Raw genomic sequence first — 19,654 nt, 5'->3', positions numbered from 1 at the left:
ACTCAGACCTCCGCGATCGCGAGCTTCGCCGCCTCGCGGGCGGCGTCGTCCATGGTGGCCACCACGGTGACCAGGGGGTGGGCGGCTTCGGCGAGGATCCGCCTGCCTTCGGCGACGTTGTTCCCGTCGAGCCGGACGACCAGGGGCTTGGTGGCGCGCGCACCGAGGATCTCGAGTGACCGCACGATCCCGGTCGCCACCGCGTCGCACGCGGTGATGCCGCCGAAGACGTTGACGAACACGCTGCGCACCTGCGGGTCGCCGAGGATGACGGTCAGCCCGTCGACCATCACCTGCGCCGACGCCCCGCCGCCGATGTCGAGGAAGTTCGCCGGCCCGCGGGCGCCCGCCTCGGCCGCGGCCGCCGCCACCACGTCCAAAGTGGACATCACGAGCCCGGCGCCGTTGCCGATGACGCCGATGTCGCCGTCGAGCTTCACGTAGTTGAGGCCCTTCGCGCGGGCGGAGCGCTCCAGCGGATCACCGTCCGAAGTGTCGTCGAACGACGAGGAACGGCGGAAGGAGGCGTTGTCGTCCAGGGTGATCTTGCCGTCCAGCGCGACGATCCCGGTCGCCGTCAGCGCCAGGGGGTTGACCTCGACGAGCGTGCAGTCCTCGGCGACGAACACGTCCCACAGCTTCTCGACGACGTCGGCGGCTTCACCGCGGACAGCGGCGGGGAACGCGGCCGCGACGGCAGCTGCGTCCACGCCGTCCCAGGGGTTCACCGGCACGCGGACCAGGGCGTCCGGCCGGGTGGCCGCGACCTCCTCGATCTCCATCCCGCCTTCGGCCGACGCCATCGCGAGGAACGTCCGCGCGGCGCGGTCGAGCAGGAAGGACAGGTAGTACTCGTCGGCGATCTCGCTCGCTTCGGTGACCAGGACGCGGTGCACGGTGTGGCCCTTGATGTCCATCCCGAGGATGTCGTCGGCGGCCTGCTCGGCGTCGTCGGCCGTGCGCACCACGCGGACGCCGCCCGCCTTGCCGCGGCCGCCGGTCTTCACCTGGGCCTTGACCACCACCGGGCCGCCGAGGGCGACCGCGGCGGCCCGGGCCTCGGCCGGATCGGCGGCGACGCGGCCGCGGGGGACCGGGACGCCGTGCTTGTCGAAGAGGTCGCGGGCTTCGTGTTCGAAGAGGTCCATGCGGGAGCGTCCTTTCCGCGGCGGGGCAGGGCGAAGGGCGTGGAGTGGTGGTCCGCGGGGGCCGGTTCGGAGTCCGGAAAAACCCTGCGGATGGCCCTGGACACGGGCTGCTTGAAGAGTGACTATATGCCTACCCCATACGGTATGCAATCTACAGTCTGCCGCGAAGGGGCCGCTGACCTCGGACATCAGGCGACACGCACCGCCGGACAAGAGAGCTCCGGTGGCGGACCAGAGGAGTTGAGCCATGGCGCTGACCACGACCGGCACCACCGCGGAGGAGAGTGCCGCCGCGACGAACGGCGCCGCGCCCGCCGGGATATCCGGCGGCCACCTGGTGGCCAAGGCGCTGAAGGCCGAAGGGGTCGACACGATCTTCACCCTGTGCGGCGGGCACATCATCGACATCTACGACGGCTGCGTCGACGAAGGCATCGAGGTCATCGACGTCCGCCACGAACAGGTCGCGGCGCACGCGGCCGACGGCTACGCGCGGATCACCGGCAAGCCCGGCTGCGCGGTGGTCACCGCCGGGCCGGGCACCACCGACGCCGTCACCGGGGTCGCGAACGCGCTGCGCGCCGAGAGCCCGATGCTGCTGATCGGCGGCCAGGGTGCGCTGACCCAGCACAAGATGGGGTCCCTGCAGGACCTCCCGCACGTGGACATGATGACGCCGATCACCAAGTTCGCCGCCACCGTGCCGCACACCGCGCGCGTCGCCGACTTGGTGAGCATGGCGTTCCGCGAGGCCTACGCCGGTGCGCCCGGTCCGTCCTTCCTGGAGATCCCGCGGGACGTCCTCGACGCCCGCGTGCCCCTGGAGAACGCGCGCATCCCCGAAGCGGGCCGCTACCGGGCGTCGACGAAGAACGCCGGCGACCCCGCGGACATCGAGAAGCTCGCCGACCTGCTGGTGCACGCCAAGAAGCCGGCCATCCTGCTCGGCAGCCAGGTCTGGACCACCCGCGCGACCGGGCCGGCCACCGAACTGGTCCGGACCCTGAACATCCCGGCGTACATGAACGGCGCCGGCCGCGGCACGCTCCCACCCGGCGACCCGCACCACTTCCAGCTCTCGCGCCGGTACGCCTTCGACAACGCCGACGTCATCGTCATCGTCGGCACCCCCTTCGACTTCCGGATGGGGTACGGCAAGCGGCTGTCGAAGGACGCCACCGTCGTGCAGATCGACCTCGACTACCGCACGGTCGGCAAGAACCGCGACATCGACCTCGGCATCGTCGGCGACGCCGGCCAGGTCCTCGCCGCCGTCGCCGAGGCCGCGTCCGGCCGCACCGACAACGGCGCCGTCGGCCGCAAGGCCTGGCTCGAAGAACTCCAGGCCGTGGAGGAGAAGGCGAAGCAGAAGCGGTTGCCGCTGCAGCACTCCGACGCGAGCCCGATCCACCCGTACCGGCTGGTCCACGAGATCAACGAGTTCCTCACCGAGGACTCGATCTACATCGGCGACGGCGGCGACATCGTCACCTTCTCCGGCCAGGTCGTCCAGCCCAAGTCGCCCGGACACTGGATGGACCCGGGTCCGCTCGGGACGCTCGGCGTCGGCATCCCGTTCGTCCTCGCCGCCAAGCACGCGCGTCCGGACAAGGAAGTCGTCGCCCTCTTCGGGGACGGCGCCTTCAGCCTCACCGGCTGGGACTTCGAGACGCTCGTGCGGTTCAACCTGCCGTTCGTCGGCATCGTCGGCAACAACTCCTCGATGAACCAGATCCGCTACGGCCAGGCCGCGAAGTACGGCCTGCCGCGCGAGCGCGTCGGCAACACCCTCGGCGACGTCCGCTACGACGAGTTCGCGCGGATGCTCGGCGGCCACGGCGAAGAGGTCCGCGACCCGGCCGACATCGGGCCGGCGCTGCTGCGGGCGCGCGAGTCCGGCCTGCCGTCGCTGATCAACGTCTGGGTCGATCCCGACGTGTACGCCCCCGGAACCATGAACCAGACCATGTACAAGTGAGCGGAGGCCAGAGCATGGGCAAGGCACTGGAGGGCGTCCGCGTCCTCGACATGACCCACGTGCAGTCCGGACCGTCGTCGACGCAGCTGCTCGCCTGGCTGGGCGCGGACGTGATCAAACTCGAAACCCCCGGCCGCGGCGACATCACCCGCGGGCAGCTGCGCGACCTGCCGGGCGTGGACAGCCTCTACTTCACGATGCTGAACGCCAACAAGCGCAGCATCACGCTCAACATGAAGAGCGCCGAGGGCAAGGAGGTCTTCGAACGGCTCGTGTCCGGAGTGGACGTCCTGGTCGAGAACTTCGGGCCCGGCGTGGTCGACCGGTTCGGCTACCCCTGGGAGAAGCTGGCCGCGCTCAACCCGCGGCTGGTCTACGCCTCCATCAAGGGGTTCGGGCCCGGCCGCTACGCCGACTTCAAGGCCTACGAAGTGGTTGCGCAGGCCATGGGCGGCGCGATGAGCACCACCGGCTTCGAGGACGGGCCGCCGACCGCGACCGGCGCGCAGATCGGCGACTCCGGCACCGGCATCCACCTGGTGGCCGCCATCCTCGCCGCGCTGTACCAGCGGACCTCCACCGGCCGCGGCCAGCGCGTCCAGGTCGCCATGCAGGACGCCGTGCTCAACCTGTGCCGCGTCAAGCTGCGCGACCAGCAGCGGCTGGCCCACGGCCCGCTGGGGGAGTATCCGAACGACCAGTTCGGCGCCGAGGTCCCGCGCTCGGGCAACGCCTCCGGCGGCGGCCAGCCGGGCTGGGCGGTGAAGTGCGCGCCCGGCGGGCCGAACGACTACATCTACGTGATCGTCCAGCCACCCGGCTGGGCCCCGCTCGCCCGGCTGATCGGCAAGGCGGAACTGGCCGACGACCCGGCGTGGTCCACCCCCGAGGTGCGGCTGTCCAAACTGGACAAGATGTTCGCGCTGGTCGAGGAGTGGACCGAGAAGCACACCAAGTGGGAAGTGATGGAGAAGCTCAACGCCTGCAACATCCCGTGCGGCCCGATCCTGTCCACGAAGGAGCTCATCGAGGACGAGACCCTGGCCGAGCTCGGCTCGGTCGTCGAGGTCCCGCACCCCGAGCGCGGCAGCTTCAAGACCGTCGGCTGCCCGCTCAAGCTGTCCGACTCGCCGGTGGAGATCGAACGGTCGCCGCTGCTCGGCGAGCACAACGACGAGGTGCTGACCGAACTCGGCTACAGCGAGGCGGAACTCGAGAAGTTCCGCGCGGCGGGGGTGATCTGACATGGCGGATCGCGCGGCGGTCGAGAAGATCCTGGAGCGGGCGGCGGCCGAGGGCCGGTCATCGCTGACCGCGCCCGAGGGGCGTGCGGTCTGCGAGGCCTACGGCATCCCGACCCCGGCCGAGCGGCTGGCGACCACGGCCGAGGAAGCCGTGGCCCACGCCGAAGCCATCGGGCTGCCGGTGGTGCTCAAGATCGTCTCGCCGGACATCCTGCACAAGACCGAGGCCGGCGGCGTGCTCGTCGGCCTGAACGACGCCGAAGCGGTGAGGGCGGGCTTCGCGCGGATCGTCGACAGCGCGAAGGCCTACGACGCCGAAGCGCGGATCCTCGGCGTCCAGGTGCAGCGGATGCTCACCGAGGGCCAGGAGGTGATCATCGGCTCGGTCACCGACCCGACGTTCGGCAAGATCGTCGCGTTCGGCCTCGGCGGCGTGCTGGTCGAGGTGCTCAAGGACGTCACCTTCCGGCTCGCGCCGACGTCCTCCGGGGAAGCGCTCTCCATGATCGACGGTATCCGGGCGGCGGAAATCCTGAAGGGGGTCCGCGGAGCGGATCCGGTCGACCGCGACGCCCTCGCCGCGGTGATCACCGGCCTCGGCGAGCTGGTCACCGACTTCCCGCAGCTGTCGGAGGTGGACCTGAACCCGGTGCTCGCTACCCCACGGGGCGCCACCGCGGTCGACGTCCGGATCCTGGTGGACCCGGACGCGGCGAAGGAGCCGCACCGGTTCACCCAGGAGGAAATCCTCGCGGCGATGAACCGGATCATGAAACCGGCGTCGGTCGCGGTGATCGGCGCGTCGGCCGAAGCCGGGAAGATCGGCAACTCGGTGATGAAGAACCTGGTCAACGGCGGGTACGCGGGCGAGATCCACCCGATCAACCCGAAGGCCGCCGAGATCCTCGACCGCAAGGCCTACCCGAGCATCACCGACGTGCCCGGCGACGTCGACGTCGCGGTGTTCGCCATCCCGGCGAAGTTCGTCCCCGCGGCGCTCGAGGAAGCCGGGAAGAAGGGCGTGGCCGGCGCGATCCTCATCCCGTCCGGCTTCGGCGAGACCGGCAACGTCGAGCTGCAGGACGAGGTCGTCGCGATCGCCCGCAAGCACGGCGTGCGCATCCTCGGTCCCAACATCTACGGCTACTACTACACGCCGGAGAACCTGTCGGCGACCTTCTGTACGCCGTACGACGTCAAGGGCGGTGTGGCCCTGTCGTCCCAGAGCGGTGGCATCGGGATGGCCATCCTCGGGTTCAGCCGCTCGGCGAAGATGGGCGTCTCCTCGATCGTCGGCGTAGGCAACAAGGCCGACATCGACGAAGACGACCTGCTCACCTTCTTCGAGCACGACGAGAACACCGAGCTCATCGCCATGCACCTCGAGGACCTCAAGGACGGGCGCGCGTTCGCGGAGACGGCCAAGCGGGTCTCGCGGCGCAAGCCGGTCGTGGTGCTCAAGGCCGGCCGGACGTCCCAGGGCGCCAAGGCGGCGAGCTCGCACACCGGCGCGCTGGCCGGCAACGACAAGGTCTACGACGACATCCTCCGCCAGAGCGGCGTGATCCGGGCGCCCGGGCTGAACGACCTGCTCGAGTACGCCCGCGGCATCCCGCTGCTGCCCACGCCGCAGGGCGAGAACGTCGTCATCATCACCGGCGCCGGCGGCTCGGGCGTGCTGCTCTCGGACGCCTGCGTCGACCACGGCCTCGACCTGATGGCGATCCCGCCGGACCTCGACACGGCGTTCCGGAAGTTCATCCCGCCGTTCGGCGCGGCCGGCAACCCGGTGGACATCACCGGCGGCGAACCGCCCTCGACCTACCGCAACACGATCGCGCTGGGCCTGGAGGACGACCGCATCCACGCCCTGATCCTCGGCTACTGGCACACCATCGTCACCCCGCCGATGGTGTTCGCGGAACTGGTGTCCGAAGTGGTCGGGGAGTACCGGGCGAAGGGTGTTCACAAGCCCGTCGTCGCATCGCTTTCCGGAGACGTCGAAGTCGAAGAAGCCAGTCACTACCTGTACGAACATGGCATCGTCGCCTACCCGTACACGACCGAAAAGCCCGTGGCCGTGCTCGGCGCGAAATACCGCTGGGCGCGGGCCGCGGGCCTGCTCTGAACATCCTCCACAGGGGCTGGCCCACTCACCAGGAAAGGACGAAGATCCCACCGCACGACGGCAAACAGAGGGACATGAGTCAATGGTGACGAAAGAGAACTCTTATGACCGCAGCCACGTACCAGGAGATCACCGACAAGAACGGAAGAGTCTACCGGGTCGGTGAGACCGACCGGGACATCATGGGCCGGCCACGGTGGACGATGGTCGTCCTGCCCTGGGTGGCCATGATGGCCATCAGTTCTTCGGAATACGCGTTCACTTCGGCCGAGGACACGCTGTCCTCGGCGCACGGCTGGCACGGCGCGCACATCTTCTGGCTGCTGGCCGTCTGGGTGTTCTTCCAGGCCGCGGTCGCCTTCCCCGCGGGCAAGATGCGGGAGAGCGGCCGGCTGTCGGCCCGGTCGGCGATGCTGCTGGGCGCCGCGGGCACCGTGCTCGGGTACCTGGCGCTGGCCTACGCGCCGAGCGTCTTCTGGGCCTACCTCGGCTTCGGCCTGTTCGGTGGCGGCGGGGCCGGGTTCGTCTACGCGACCTGCATCAACATGGTCGGCAAGTGGTACCCGGAGCGCAAGGGCGGGAAGACCGGCTTCGTCAACGGCGGGTTCGCCTACGGCTCGGTCCCGTTCATCTTCATCTTCACGAACTACCTCGACCTGGGCAACTACGGCACCATCCTGCCCGCGGTCGGGCTGTTCCTGGCCGCGGCCGTCGCGGTCAGCGGGTTCTTCTTCCGCGACCCGCCGAAGAACTGGTGGCCGGCGCACGTCGACCCGCTGAAGGTGCCGGACGACCCGCGCGTGCGCCGGTCGCTGGCGAAGAACCCGCCCGCGGTCAAGCAGTTCACGCCGCGGGAGGCGCTGAAGACCGGCATGCTGCCGCTGATGTGGATCTGCCTGCTGTGCACGGCGGGGGTCAACATCTTCGGCATCTCCGCGCAGGTCCCGTTCGGCAAGGAGATGGGCTTCGCGGGCGGCATCGTCGCGCTGGCCATGAGCCTCAAGGCGGTCATCAACGGCGCCGGCCGCGGCGTGATCGGCTGGATCTCCGACCGCTACGGGCGGCGGCAGACGCTGCTGCTGGTCTGCGTGGTGCTGGGGCTGGCCCAGGTCGCGGTGTACCTGTCCGGCTCGATCGGCAGCATGCCGCTGTTCCTGCTGGCGTCGATGGTGTCCGGGTTCGGCGGCGGGGCGATCTTCCCGCTGTTCGCCGCGCTCACCGCCGACTACTTCGGCGAGAACAACAACGCCAGCAACTACGGCCTCGTCTACAGCTCGAAGCTCGTTTCGGGGATCGTGGGCGCGGGCCTCGGGAAGCTGGTCATCGACGGGTGGGGCTACGGCGCGGCCTTCTACCTGGCCGCCGGGACGAGCCTGCTCGCCGCCGGTCTCGCCCTGTTCCTGCGCCAGCCGGGCCGCAAGCCCGGCGGGATGCGCTCCGGGCTCGCCGAAACCGAGCTCGTCGCGCGGCCCGCCACCGGCTGACGTCCGGCAGAACGGAAGGACCGAAATCGGCGCGGACGAAAGAGATTTCTCATGACCACAGCGCAATACCAGGAGATCGTCGACGAGAACGGCCGGGTGTACCGGGTCGGCGAGACCCCGCACGACATCATGGGACGCTCACGCAGCTGGATGGTGTGGCTGCCCTGGATCGCCATGATGGCGGTCAGCGTCTTCGAGTACGGCTGGGGTGCGGTCGAAGGCACCCTGGAAGAGAAGTACGGCTGGACGCTGTCGGACGCGTTCTGGCTGGCCAGCATCTGGGCGGTGTTCCAGGCCGGAGTCGCGTTCCCGGCCGGGCGCCTGCGGGAGAAGAACATCGTGTCGGCGAGGACGGCCATGCTCGCCGGCGCCGCGTGCAGCGCGATCGGCTACTTCACCATTTCCCACAGCGGCAACCTGGTGCTGGCGTTCGCCGGCTACTCGGTGCTGGGCGGGATCGGCGCGGGGCTGGTGTACGCGACCTGCGTCAACATGGTCGGCAAGTGGTACCCCGAGAAGCGCGGGGCACGGACGGGGTTCGTCAACGGCGGGTTCGCCTACGGTGCCGTCCCGTTCATCTACGTGTTCGCCGCCTTCCTCACCCCGGCCAACTATTCGACGATCCTCGACGTCATGGGCGTGTACATGCTCATCGCCGTCGGGGTCTGCGGGTTCCTGTTCAAGGACCCGCCGAAGAGCTGGTGGCCGAAGGACGTCGACCCGCTCACCTGGGTCCGCGACCGGAAGTCCGCGACCGGGGGACTGGCCAAGAACCCGCCCGCGGTGAAGCAGTTCTCGCCGATGGAAGCCGTCCGGACCGGGATGCTGCCGCTGATGTGGGTGTGTCTGGTGATCATCGGCGGGGTGTCGCTGTTCGGCATCAACTTCCAGGTGCCGTTCGCGAAGGTGAGCCACTTCGGCGCGTTCGTCGCCGCTTCGTCGGCCGGGGTCCTGGCGGTCGTGAACGGCACCGGCCGCGCGGTCGTCGGCTGGGCGTCCGACAAGCTCGGGCGGCGGCAGACGCTGACGCTGGTGCTGGTGATCGCGGCCGTCGCGCAGTTCGGCGTGCTGTACGCCGGGAACACGCACAACCTGGTGCTGTTCATGGTGTTCGCGTTCCTGACCGGGTTCGGCGGTGGCGCGTTCTACCCGCTGTTCGCGGCGCTGGTGCCGGACTACTTCGGCGAGAACAACAACGCGTCGAACTACGGGCTGGTGTACAGCGCGAAGCTGGTCGGCGGCGTCGGCGGCGGCGGGCTCGCCGCCGGGGTCATCAGCGTGTGGGGCTACACGGGCGCGTACCTCCTCGCCGGAGGCATCGCGCTCCTTTCGGCGGTGCTGACGCTGTTCCTGCGCCAGCCCGGCCGGAAGCGCCACCAGCTCGCCGAAACCGAGCTGGTGGCGCGCCGGCCGTCGGCTGCGGCCGACAGCTGATCCCTCCGGGGAGCCGGCGCCCCCGGGTGCCGCGAATGACTCATTCGGGACGTCCGAGGTCCCGAATGAGTCATTCGCGACGTCCGAGCGCGGGAGGCTCAGGATCGGGGAGCTTCCGGACGTTCGTGGTAGGCCTGGCGGGTGCGTTCGGTGTGCTTGGCCATGATCTGCTCGGCCTTGCCGGCGTCCTGGGCGGCGATGGCGTCGATGAGCTCTTCGTGCTCGTGCCAGGCGTCCTGGCCGCGGGGCCGGGCGATGGGCGTGTAGTACCAGCGGACCCGGCGGTCGACCAGGCCGATCAGCTCCGCCAGCACCTTGTTGCCGGACAGTTCGGTGATGCACGCGTGGAGGGCGGCGTTGGCCGCGACCAAGCCTTCGGTGTCCTCCTCGGCGACCGCGCTGACGCCGGCCTGCTGCAGTTCCTGCAGGCGGGCGACGTCGGCGGGGGTGGCCCGTCCGGCGGCGAGCTTCGCGGAGTGCGTCTCCAGCACGCTGCGGACGCTGAGCAGCTGGTCGGCCTCCTCGTCGGTGGGCAGGTGCACGAAGGCGCCCTGGGCGGGGCGGAGGTCGACCCAGCCTTCGCTCTGCAGCCGCTGCAGGGCCTCCCGGACCGGCTGCCGGCTCACGCCGAGGTACTCGGCGAGGTCGGCCTCGACGAGGTGCTGGCCGGGTTCGAGGGTGCGGTTGATGATCAGTTCGGCGAGTGCTTCGTAGACGACCTGACGCAGCGGCGCGGGCCGCTCGACACGCTTGGCGGCGGTCGAGCTGAGCGAGCCCTTGGCCGTGCGGCGGCCGGTCGGGCCGCGGTCGGGCAACGGGGAAGCGGGCTGGCTCACGGGACACCTCGAGTCGGCAGGGAAGCGTTGATCCTGCGCTCAGAATACAGGTTTTGGTATGCAAAATCCCGGATCTCACCCACGGAAGGCGGATTTGGGTCGATGTGGATCAACAACGCTCGGGCGAAGTGACCCGCGGTGTCTGATTTGTCGCTCTTCGTTGCGCCGCCCGAGTGGTCGGGCCGAGGCGACTGGTCTCGATCATGGATCCAGGATACTGTATGCAATACTGCTGGACCTTGGAGGCGCGTCATGAAGGTGGCTGTTCTCGGGGCCGGGGCGATCGGCGCCTACGTCGGGGCCGCGCTGCACCGCGGCGGGACGGAGGTGCACCTGATCGCCCGCCGGGCCCACCTCGCGGCGATGCGCGAGCACGGCGTCCGCGTGCTCAGCCCGCGCGGCGACTTCACCGCCCACCCCCACGTCACGGACGACCCCGCCGAAGTGGGCAAGGTCGACTTCGTGTTCCTCGGCCTCAAGGCCAACTCCTACGCCTCGTGCGGCGAGCTGCTCGCCCCGCTGCTCGGGCCCGAAACGGCGATCGTGGCCGCGCAGAACGGCATCCCGTGGTGGTACTTCCACGGCCTGCGGGGTCACCCGCTGGAAGGGCAGCGGGTCGAGACGGTCGACCCCGGCGGCTCGGTCACCGCGGCGCTCGGACTGCGGCGGGCGATCGGCTGCGTCGTCTACTGCTCGACGGTCATCGAGGAGCCCGGGGTCATCCGGCACCTGGAGGGCACCCGGTTCTCCCTCGGTGAGCCCGGCGGCGAGATCTCCGCGCGCTGCAAGGTGCTCAGCGCGTCGATGATCGCCGGGGGCCTCAAGGCGCCGGTCGAAGCCGACCTGCGCAACGACATCTGGATCAAGCTGATGGGCAACGTCGCGTTCAACCCGCTGTCGGCGCTGACCCGGGCGACCATGGCCCAGATGTGCGAGCACGAGGACACCCGCGAGCTCGTCGCCACGATGATGACCGAGACCCTGGCCATCGCCCGCGCGGCCGGGGCCGACCCGCGGATCTCCGTCGAGAAGCGCATCGACGGCGCCTGGCGCGTCGGCCACCACAAGACGTCGATGCTGCAGGACCTGGAAGCGGGCAAACCCCTCGAAATCGACGCCATCATCGGCGCGGTCGTCGAGCTGGCCGGCCTCACCGGCGTGCCCGCGCCCGCCCTGCGGTACGTCCACGCCGCGATTTCCCTGCTCGACCACACCAGCAAAGTCCCTGTCGGGTCGCACTGACCGGAGGTCCCCGTGAAGCGCAGGAACACCGAGCCGTACGTCCGGCTCACCCGGCCCCTCGTGCGCGATTCCGGCGTGCTGCGGCCCGCGACCTGGGAGGAAGCCCTCGACCGGGCGGCCGCCGGGATCCGCCGCACCCTGGACGGCAAGGGGCCCGAGGCGTTCGGGATGTTCTCGTGCGCCCGCGCCACCAACGAGATGAACTTCGTCGCCCAGAAGTTCGCCCGCGCGGTGATCGGCACGAACAACGTCGACTCGTGCAACCGCACCTGCCACGCGCCCAGCGTCGCCGGGCTGGCGCGGGTGTTCGGCAGCGGTGGCGGCACGTCCTCCTACCAGGAGATCGAGGACGCCGACGTCATCGTGATCTGGGGCGGCAACCCCCGCGAGGCGCACCCGATCTTCTTCCACCACGTGCTCAAGGCCGTCCACAAGGGAGCGAAGCTGTTCGTCGTCGACCCGCGGCGGACCAGCACGGCGAGCTGGGCGCACCGGCAGCTGCAGCTCGAGGTCGGCACCGACATCCCGCTGGCCCACGCCATCGCCCGGGAGATCATCCACTCCGGGCTCGCGAACACGACCTTCATCGAGCGGGCCACCGAGGGGTTCGCCGAGTTCGCCGCGTCGGTCGAGCCGTGGACCCTGGAAGCGGCGGAGAAGACCACCGGCGTCCCGGCCGAGCTGATCCGCGAACTGGCCCATGCCTACGCCCGGGCCGATCGCGCCCAGCTGTCCTGGACACTCGGCATCACCGAACACCACAACGGCACCGACAACGTCCTGTCGCTGATCAACCTGGCGCTGCTGGCCGGGCAGGTCGGCCGCTACGGCGCCGGGCTGAACCCCCTGCGCGGGCAGAACAACGTCCAGGGCGGCGGCGACATGGGCGCCATCCCGGACCGGCTCCCCGGCTTCCAGGACGTACTCGACGCCGACGTCCGGGCCAAGTTCGACACCGCGTGGGGCTCGGCGATCCCGCCGCGCCAGGGCCTGAACCTCACCCAGATGCTCGATGCGATGGAACGCGGCGACCTGACCTGCGTGTACATCATCGGCGAGAACCCCGTGCAGTCCGAAGCGGACTGCGAGCACACGATCAAGCGGCTGGCCAACGTCGACCACCTGGTCGTGCAGGACATCTTCCTGACCAAGACCGCGCAGCTGGCCGACGTGGTGCTCCCGGCGTCGGCGGCCTGGTGCGAGAGCGACGGCACCTTCACCAACTCCGAACGGCGGGTCCAGCGCGTCCGCAAGGCCCTCCAACCGCCGGAAGGCGCGCGCGACGACGTCGAGCTGCTGTCGGAGCTCGCCCGCCGGCTCGGCCACGACTGGCACTACACCGGCGGTGAGGAGGTCTGGGACGAGCTGCGGTCGCTGTCGCCGATGCACGCCGGGATGTCGTACGCGCGCCTGGAAGAGCTCGGCGGGATCCAGTGGCCGTGCTTCTCCGAGGACACCCTCGAATCGACGTTCCTGCACGGCCGGCTCTGGGCCGGGGACCCGGCCGAACGCGGCCGCCCGGCACCGTTCACGGTGCTCGAGCACAGCCCGCCGGTCGACCTGCTCACCGAGGAGTTCCCGATCCGGCTCACCACCGGCCGGCGCCTCGATTCGTACAACACCGGCGTCCAGTCCGGCGGGTTCCCGTCGCCATTGCGGCAGGGGGAGACCCTGGACCTGTGCCCGGAGGACGCGCGGGCGCTGGGCGTCCAGCCCGGCGAACTGGTCCGGATCTCGTCCCGGCGCGGGGAGATCGTCGCCCCGGTCCGGCTGGACACGGGGCTGAAACCGGGACTGGCGTTCATGACCTTCCACTTCCCGGACGAGGTCGACGTCAACGTCATCACCATCGAGGCCACCTGCCCGATCGCCGGGACCGCCGAGTACAAGGCGGCCGCCATCCGCGTCGACAAGCTCCCCGCCGAGGTCTGAAATGGACCTCAAACTGCTGGACGCCGTCGCGTCGCGCGAAGAGCGGGAGGCGGTCGCCGGGTTCGCCGGCGGCGGCCGGGACCAGCTGCTGCCGGCCCTGCACGCGGTCAACGACCGGGTCGGCTGGATCAGCCAGGGCGCGCTGAACCTCATCTGCGAGACGCTGCACGTGCCGCCCGCCGACGCGTACGGCGTGGCGAGTTTCTACTCGCTGTTCGCGCTGGAGGAACGCCCGGAGCGGGTGGTGCACGTGTGCACCGACCTGGCCTGCCGGATCCAGGGCGCGGACACGGTCTGCGACGTCCTCACCGAGCACGTCGGCGCCGCGGGGAAGGCGCGCGGCGGGGTCACGTGGCTGCGCAGCCCGTGCCTCGGCGCCTGCGAACGGGCCCCCGCGGCGCTGACGTTCCAGGCCGGCGACCCGGCCACGACCGAGCTGCTCGCCCCGGCGACCGGCGCGTCGGCCGTGCTCGCCGCCGGGCGGCCACCGTCCCGTTCGGAGGGTGCGCCGCCGGTGATCCACCAGGAGGACGGGCTCCGGCTGCTCCGCCGGGTGGGCCTGGTCGACCCGGCCAGTCTGGACGGCTACCGCGCGTCCGGCGGTTACGCGGCCCTGCGCAACGCCCTGCGCATGGGCCAGGCCGCGGTGATCCGCGAGGTGACCGACTCCGGCCTGCTCGGCCGCGGCGGGGCCGCGTTCCCGACCGGGCGCAAGTGGGCCGCCACCGCCGCCCAGCCCGCCGGGCCGCACTACCTGGTGTGCAACGCCGACGAAAGCGAGCCCGGCACGTTCAAGGACCGGGTGCTCCTGGAGGGCGACCCCTTCGCGCTGGTGGAGTCCATGACGATCGCGGCGTACGCGATCGGCGCCACCCGCGGCTTCGTCTACCTGCGCGGCGAGTACCCGCGCGCATTGCGGCTGCTGCGCAACGCACTGGAAGTGTGCCGCGAGCGCGGGTTCCTCGGCGTGGACATCATGGGCCATCAAGGGTTCTCGTTCGACATCGAGATCCGGCGTGGCGCGGGCGCCTACATCTGCGGCGAGGAGACCGCGATCTTCAACTCGATCGAGGGTTTCCGCGGCGAGCCCCGCACGAAGCCGCCGTTCCCGGTCGAGCAGGGGCTGTTCGGCAAGCCGACCGTGGTGAACAACGTCGAGACCCTCGTCAACGTGCCACTGATCCTCACCGAGGGGGCGGCGGCCTACCGGTCGCTCGGCACCGAGGCGTCGGCCGGGCCGAAGCTGTTCTGCCTGTCCGGGAACGTCGAACGTCCCGGTGTCTACGAAGTGCCGTTCGGGACGACCCTGCGGGAACTGCTCGCGCTGGCCGGGGGAGTGGCTTCGGGCCGGTCCTTGCGCGCGATCCTGCTGGGCGGCGCGGCCGGCGGGTTCGTCCGGCCGGACGAGCTGGACCTGCCGCTGACGTTCGAGGACGCGCGGGCGGCGAAGACGACGCTCGGCTCGGGTGTCGTCCTGGTCCTCGACGACCTCGCCGACCTCGGCGGGTTCCTGCTGCGGATCGCGGAGTTCTTCCGCGACGAGTCGTGCGGCCAGTGCGTCCCGTGCCGGATCGGGACGGTGCGGCAGGAGGAGGCGATCCGGCGTGTCCTCGCCTCCGGTTCGGAGGAGCGGCCGCTGCTGCGCGAGGTCGGCGGGGTCATGCGCGACTCGTCGATCTGCGGTCTCGGCCAGACCGCCTGGAACGCCATCGAATCCGCCATCGACCGGCTGGGGGCCCTGAAGTGACCATTGTGGACATCGGAATCCCGAAGCGGCTGGTCGAGTTCACTGTGGACGGTGAGACGATCCGGGTGCCGGAAGGGTCGACGATCCTGGACGCGTGCACGGCGGTGGGCAAGGACATCCCGACGCTGTGCTACGGCGACACCCTGGAGCCGGCGAACGCCTGCCGCGTCTGCATGGTCGAGGTCGAAGGTTCCCGGACGCTGGTGCCGTCCTGCTCGCGCAAGGCCGAGCCGGGCATGGTCGTCCGCACGGATTCCGAGCGGACGCGCACCAGCCGCAAGGTGGTCCTCGAACTCCTGGCCTCGGCCACGGACCTCTCGACGACGCCGGGCGTCGCGGAGTGGCTGGCCGCCACGGGAGCCGATCCGGACCGCTTCGGCCCGTACGCGGCCACGGTGGCGCAGCCGGCCCTGGTGGACAACGAGCTGTACGTCCGGGACTACGGCAAGTGCATCCTCTGCTACAAGTGCGTCGACGCGTGCGGCGAGCAGTGGCAGAACTCGTTCGCGATCACCGTCGCCGGCCGTGGCTTCGACGCCCGGATCTCGACGGAGTTCGCGAACCCGTTGCCGGACAGCGCCTGCGTGTACTGCGGCAACTGCGTCGAGGTGTGCCCGACCGGGGCGCTGAGTTTCAAGCGCGAGTACGACAAGCGTTCGGACGGCTCCTGGGACGAGTCCCGCCAGACCGCGACGACGACGGTCTGCACCTTCTGCGGAGTCGGGTGCAACCTGACGCTGCACGTCCAGGACAACGAGATCGTGAAGGTGACTTCGCCGCACGACAGCTCGGTGACGCACGGGAACCTGTGCATCAAGGGCCGGTTCGGCTGGCAGCACGTCCAGAACCGGTAGCGGTACCCCGTTCGTCCGAAGGCGCCGTGACTCGACGAGTCGCGGCGCCTTCGCCGTCCGGGCGTTGACCCCGGCGCAGGTCAGGGGCTATTCTCGATATGCGAAAGAAAAATTCCGGATAGCGAAATTTGAGGTCGCGATGCCTGAAGAGGGCCACTCCCTGCCGTACGTCGCCAACCTGTCGATCCTGTTCAAGGAGGTACCGCTGCTCGAGCGCGCGGCCGCCGCGCGGGAGGCCGGGTTCACCGACGTCGAGTACTGGTGGCCGTTCGACAGCGCGGTTCCCGCGCGCGACGAGGTCGACGCCTTCGTGCGGAGCCTGGACGGCGTCCGGCTGCGGGGGCTGAACTTCTACGCCGGGGACATGGCCGCGGGGGAGCGGGGCCTGGTGAGCTGGCTCGGGCGGGAGGCCGAGTTCGCCGACAGCCTCGTCGTCGCCCTCGGCATCGCCGAACGCACCGGGTGCCGCAGCTTCAACGCGCTCTACGGCAACCGGCTCGACGGCGAAGACCCGGCCAAGCAGGACGACCTGGCCCGCGCGCACCTGGACAAGGCCGCCGACGCCGCCGCGCGGATCGGTGCGCAGCTGGTGCTCGAACCGCTCTCCGGTGCGGACCGCTACCCGCTCAAGACCGCCGCGGACGCCGTGGCCGTGCTCGACGACCTCGGGCGCGAAAACGTGCGGCTGCTGGCCGACCTGTACCACCTGGCAGTCAACGGCGACGACCTGGACGCCCTGGCGACGACGCACCTTTCCCGGATCGGGCACGTGCAGATCGCCGACGCACCGGGCCGCCACCAGCCCGGCACGGGCGAGCTGGACATCGAGGGACACCTCGCGAAGCTGCAGAACGCGGGCTACGCCGGGTTCGTCGGGATCGAGTACGTCCCGGACCCCGACACCGTCACGTCGCTGGCCTGGCTGCCGAAAACCCGAAGGGGACGAGCATGAAACTGGGATTCATCGGACTGGGCGTGATGGGCGCCCCGATGGCCGCGCACCTGGTCGCGGCCGGTCACGACGTCGGCGGCTACGACGTCACCCCGGCCGCGGGCGAGAAGCTCGAGGCCGCCGGCGGGCGCGCCGCGACGAGCGTCGCCGACGCGGTCGCCGGGGTGGACGTCGTCATCACGATGCTGCCGAACCACCCGCACGTCGAGGAGGTGGTGCTGGCCGCGGGCGGCGTCCTGGACACCGCCGAGCCCGGCACGCTGCTGATCGACATGAGCACCATCCGGCCCGAGACGTCGATCGCGATCGCGGAAGCCGCGCGGGACAGGAAGGTCCGCGTCCTCGACGCGCCCGTGTCCGGCGGGCAGGCCGGCGCCGAGCAGGCGTCCCTGTCCATCATGGTCGGCGGCGACGCGGACGACTTCGAGGCCGCGAAGGCGGTCCTGGACGTGGTCGGCAAGACCATCGTGCACGTCGGGCCGCACGGCGCCGGCCAGGTCGTCAAGGCCGCGAACCAGCTCGTCGTGGGCGGGATCTACGGCCTGGTCGCCGAGGCGATCGTGCTGCTGGAAGCGTCCGGTGTGGACGCCGCCACGGGCCTCGACGTCCTCGCGGGCGGGCTCGCCGGCAGCCGGATCCTCGAACTCAAGCGCAAGTCCATGGTGGAGCGGGAGTTCGCGCCCGGGTTCCGGATCGACCTGCACCACAAGGACATGGGGATCGCACTGGCCGCCGCCCGGCAGGCCGGCGTCGCGCTCCCGCTCACCGGGCTGGTCGCCCAGCTCGTCGCCGCCGGCCGCGCCATGGGGTACGGCTCCCTGGACCACTCGGCCTTGCTGAAGGTCGTCGAACAGTTGTCGGGCCGCGTCCCGGCGGAGGTGTGACATGCCCCGGATCCCCGCGATGCAGGCGGTCGTCGACGTCCTCGAGAGCGAAGGCGTCGACACCGTCTTCGGCTGCCCCGGCGCCGCCATCCTCCCGCTGTATAACGCCCTACAAGGCCGGGCGATCGAGCACCTGATCGTCCGCCACGAAGAGGGCGCGACGCACATGGCCGACGGCTGGGCCAGGACGAACGGCAACGTCGGCATCGCCATCGGCACGTCCGGCCCGGCCGGGACGAACATGATCACCGGGCTCTACACGGCACACGCGGACTCGATCCCGATCATCTGCATCACCGGCCAGGCCGCCACGACCAAGCTGCACCAGGAGGCCTTCCAGGCCGTCGACATCGTGGAGATCGCCAAGCCGGTGACGAAGTGGGCGGTGCAGGTCAAGGAGGCCGCGCAGCTGCCGTGGATCTTCCGCGAGGCGTTCCGGATCGCCCGTTCGGGCCGGCCCGGCCCGGTGCTCATCGACCTGCCCATCGACGTCCAGAAGCAGGACATCGAGTGGGACTCCTCGATCGACTCGCCGCTGCCGGTGACCCGGGTGACGCCGGCGCCCGCCCGGGTGGAGCGGGCGCTGGACCTGCTGCTGGCCGCCGAGCGCCCGCTGATCCTGGCCGGCGGCGGGGTCGTCCTCGGGGAGGCGAGCGAGCGGCTGCGGGCCGCGGCCGAGCGGCTCGGCGTCCCGGTGCAGGTGACGCTGATGGGCAAGGGCAGCTTCCCCGAGGACCACGAGCTGTTCGCCGGGATGGCGGGCATCCAGACGTCCCAGCGCTGGGCCAACGCGGCCTTCCTGGAGTCGGACCTCGTGCTCGCGCTGGGCGCGCGGTTCGGCGACCGGCACACCGGCGAGCTGTCGGTCTACCGCGGCGACCGCAAGTTCATCCACGTCGACATCGAACCCACCCAGCTGGGCAAGGTGTTCGGCCCCGACCTCGGGATCGTCTCGGACACGCGGGAGTTCCTCGACGCGCTGCTGGCGGCGCTGGAGCAGCGCTCGGTGACGCCTCGGCGCGAGTGGGTCGCCCGGATCGGCGAACTGAAGGAGGCGCTGCCCCGGCGCGACGACTTCGACAGCCTGCCGATCAAGGCGCCGCGCGTCTTCAAGGAGATCAACGAGACCTTCGGTGAGGACACCTACTTCGTCACCGCGATCGGGCTGTACCAGATCTGGTCGGGCCAGTTCCAGAAGGCGCACAAGCCGCGCCACTACCAGGTCTGCGGCCAGGCCGGCCCGCTCGGCTGGGAGATCCCGGCCGCGATCGGGGTGAAGAAGGCCCGGCCGGACGCCGAGGTGGTCGGCGTGGTCGGCGACTACTCGTTCCAGTTCCTGGTCGAGGAGCTGGCGGTGGCCGCCCAGTACGACGTCGGGTTCGTGCTGATCATGCTGAACAACGAGTACCTCGGGCTCATCCGCCAGGCCGAGACCGGCTACGAGATGAACTTCGAGGTCGACATCCACTACGACTCGATCGGCACGGACAACGTGAAGATCATGGAGGCCTACGGCTGCTCCGGCACCCGCGTGCACGAGCCGGGGGAGATCCGGACGTCCCTGGAGTGGGCGCGCAAGGAAGCCGAGCGGACCAGCCGTCCGGTCCTGGTCGAGATCATGATCGAGCGCGAGGGCAACGCGGCGATGGGCGCCGCCCTCGACGCCGTGAAGGAGTTCGAGCCCGCGTAGCACCCGCGTGACCACGGCCGCCGCACGAGTCCCGACCTCGTGCGGCGGCCTTGGCGCGCCCGCGATCAAGGCGTTGGAGGAAAGTACAAACGCGGGCCGTA

Annotated in this window: 14 protein-coding genes; 12 read left to right on the top strand and 2 right to left on the bottom strand. The window is 70.4% G+C overall.

Annotated features, from left to right (window positions below):
- Nucleotides 1-2: 2 nt before the first annotated feature.
- Nucleotides 3-1,148, bottom strand: a complete 1,146-nt coding sequence (gene sucC / locus H5965_RS25620) for an ADP-forming succinate--CoA ligase subunit beta (protein ID WP_310972795.1) — start codon at nt 1,146-1,148, stop codon at nt 3-5.
- A 247-nt stretch (nt 1,149-1,395) separates the two neighbouring features.
- Between sucC and H5965_RS25615 the strand changes: the two genes are divergently transcribed.
- The 5 genes from H5965_RS25615 (at nt 1,396) to H5965_RS25595 (ending at nt 9,416) form a co-directional block, all read left to right on the top strand.
- Nucleotides 1,396-3,126 (top strand): thiamine pyrophosphate-binding protein, encoded by a 1,731-nt coding sequence (locus H5965_RS25615; RefSeq protein WP_310972794.1) that lies wholly within the window; start codon nt 1,396-1,398, stop codon nt 3,124-3,126.
- A 14-nt stretch (nt 3,127-3,140) separates the two neighbouring features.
- Nucleotides 3,141-4,370: a formyl-CoA transferase gene (gene frc, locus H5965_RS25610; protein ID WP_310973213.1), complete on the top strand. Its 1,230-nt coding sequence runs from the start codon at nt 3,141-3,143 to the stop codon at nt 4,368-4,370.
- Nucleotide 4,371: 1 nt separating this feature from the next.
- Nucleotides 4,372-6,498: an acetate--CoA ligase family protein gene (locus H5965_RS25605; protein ID WP_310972793.1), complete on the top strand. Its 2,127-nt coding sequence runs from the start codon at nt 4,372-4,374 to the stop codon at nt 6,496-6,498.
- Between the two features lie 104 nt (nt 6,499-6,602).
- On the top strand, nt 6,603-7,982 hold the full coding sequence (locus H5965_RS25600) for an OFA family MFS transporter (RefSeq protein ID WP_310972792.1): 1,380 nt from the start codon (nt 6,603-6,605) through the stop codon (nt 7,980-7,982).
- 51 nt (nt 7,983-8,033) lie between these two features.
- Entirely contained in the window at nt 8,034-9,416 is a 1,383-nt protein-coding gene (locus H5965_RS25595; protein ID WP_310972791.1) for an OFA family MFS transporter, read from the top strand.
- A 98-nt stretch (nt 9,417-9,514) separates the two neighbouring features.
- Here the strand turns inward: H5965_RS25595 and H5965_RS25590 are convergent, their stop codons facing one another.
- Complete coding sequence (locus H5965_RS25590) at nt 9,515-10,252, bottom strand: GntR family transcriptional regulator (RefSeq protein ID WP_310972790.1); 738 nt, start codon at nt 10,250-10,252, stop codon at nt 9,515-9,517.
- Nucleotides 10,253-10,504: 252 nt separating this feature from the next.
- On the opposite strand from H5965_RS25590, the gene H5965_RS25585 reads away from it, so the two are divergent.
- The 7 genes from H5965_RS25585 (at nt 10,505) to gcl (ending at nt 19,553) form a co-directional block, all read left to right on the top strand.
- On the top strand, nt 10,505-11,494 hold the full coding sequence (locus tag H5965_RS25585) for a 2-dehydropantoate 2-reductase (protein ID WP_310972789.1): 990 nt from the start codon (nt 10,505-10,507) through the stop codon (nt 11,492-11,494).
- Nucleotides 11,495-11,506: 12 nt separating this feature from the next.
- Nucleotides 11,507-13,426, top strand: a complete 1,920-nt coding sequence (locus H5965_RS25580) for a molybdopterin-dependent oxidoreductase (protein WP_310972788.1) — start codon at nt 11,507-11,509, stop codon at nt 13,424-13,426.
- A 1-nt stretch (nt 13,427) separates the two neighbouring features.
- Nucleotides 13,428-15,173 carry an NAD(P)H-dependent oxidoreductase subunit E gene (locus H5965_RS25575; RefSeq protein WP_310972787.1) on the top strand — a complete coding sequence of 582 codons (1,746 nt, stop codon included), beginning with the start codon at nt 13,428-13,430 and terminating at the stop codon, nt 15,171-15,173.
- Nucleotides 15,170-16,027, top strand: coding sequence for a 2Fe-2S iron-sulfur cluster-binding protein (locus H5965_RS25570; RefSeq protein WP_310972786.1), 858 nt, complete (start codon nt 15,170-15,172; stop codon nt 16,025-16,027). The genes H5965_RS25575 and H5965_RS25570 overlap by 4 nt, the downstream gene beginning before the upstream one ends.
- Before the next feature lie 139 nt (nt 16,028-16,166).
- Nucleotides 16,167-16,979: a TIM barrel protein gene (locus tag H5965_RS25565; protein WP_310972785.1), complete on the top strand. Its 813-nt coding sequence runs from the start codon at nt 16,167-16,169 to the stop codon at nt 16,977-16,979.
- The gene (locus tag H5965_RS25560; RefSeq protein ID WP_310972784.1) at nt 16,976-17,863 is read left to right on the top strand and encodes a 2-hydroxy-3-oxopropionate reductase; all 888 of its coding nucleotides are present in this window, start codon (nt 16,976-16,978) and stop codon (nt 17,861-17,863) included. The genes H5965_RS25565 and H5965_RS25560 overlap by 4 nt, the downstream gene beginning before the upstream one ends.
- Before the next feature lies 1 nt (nt 17,864).
- Nucleotides 17,865-19,553: a glyoxylate carboligase gene (gene gcl, locus H5965_RS25555; protein ID WP_310972783.1), complete on the top strand. Its 1,689-nt coding sequence runs from the start codon at nt 17,865-17,867 to the stop codon at nt 19,551-19,553.
- Nucleotides 19,554-19,654 lie beyond the last annotated feature (101 nt).

The sequence above is a fragment of the Amycolatopsis sp. 505 genome (assembly GCF_031625235.1).
Classification (GTDB): domain Bacteria; phylum Actinomycetota; class Actinomycetes; order Mycobacteriales; family Pseudonocardiaceae; genus Amycolatopsis.
The sequence above is the reverse complement of the archived record's forward strand: the minus strand, read 5'-3'. Positions and strand labels throughout refer to the sequence as shown.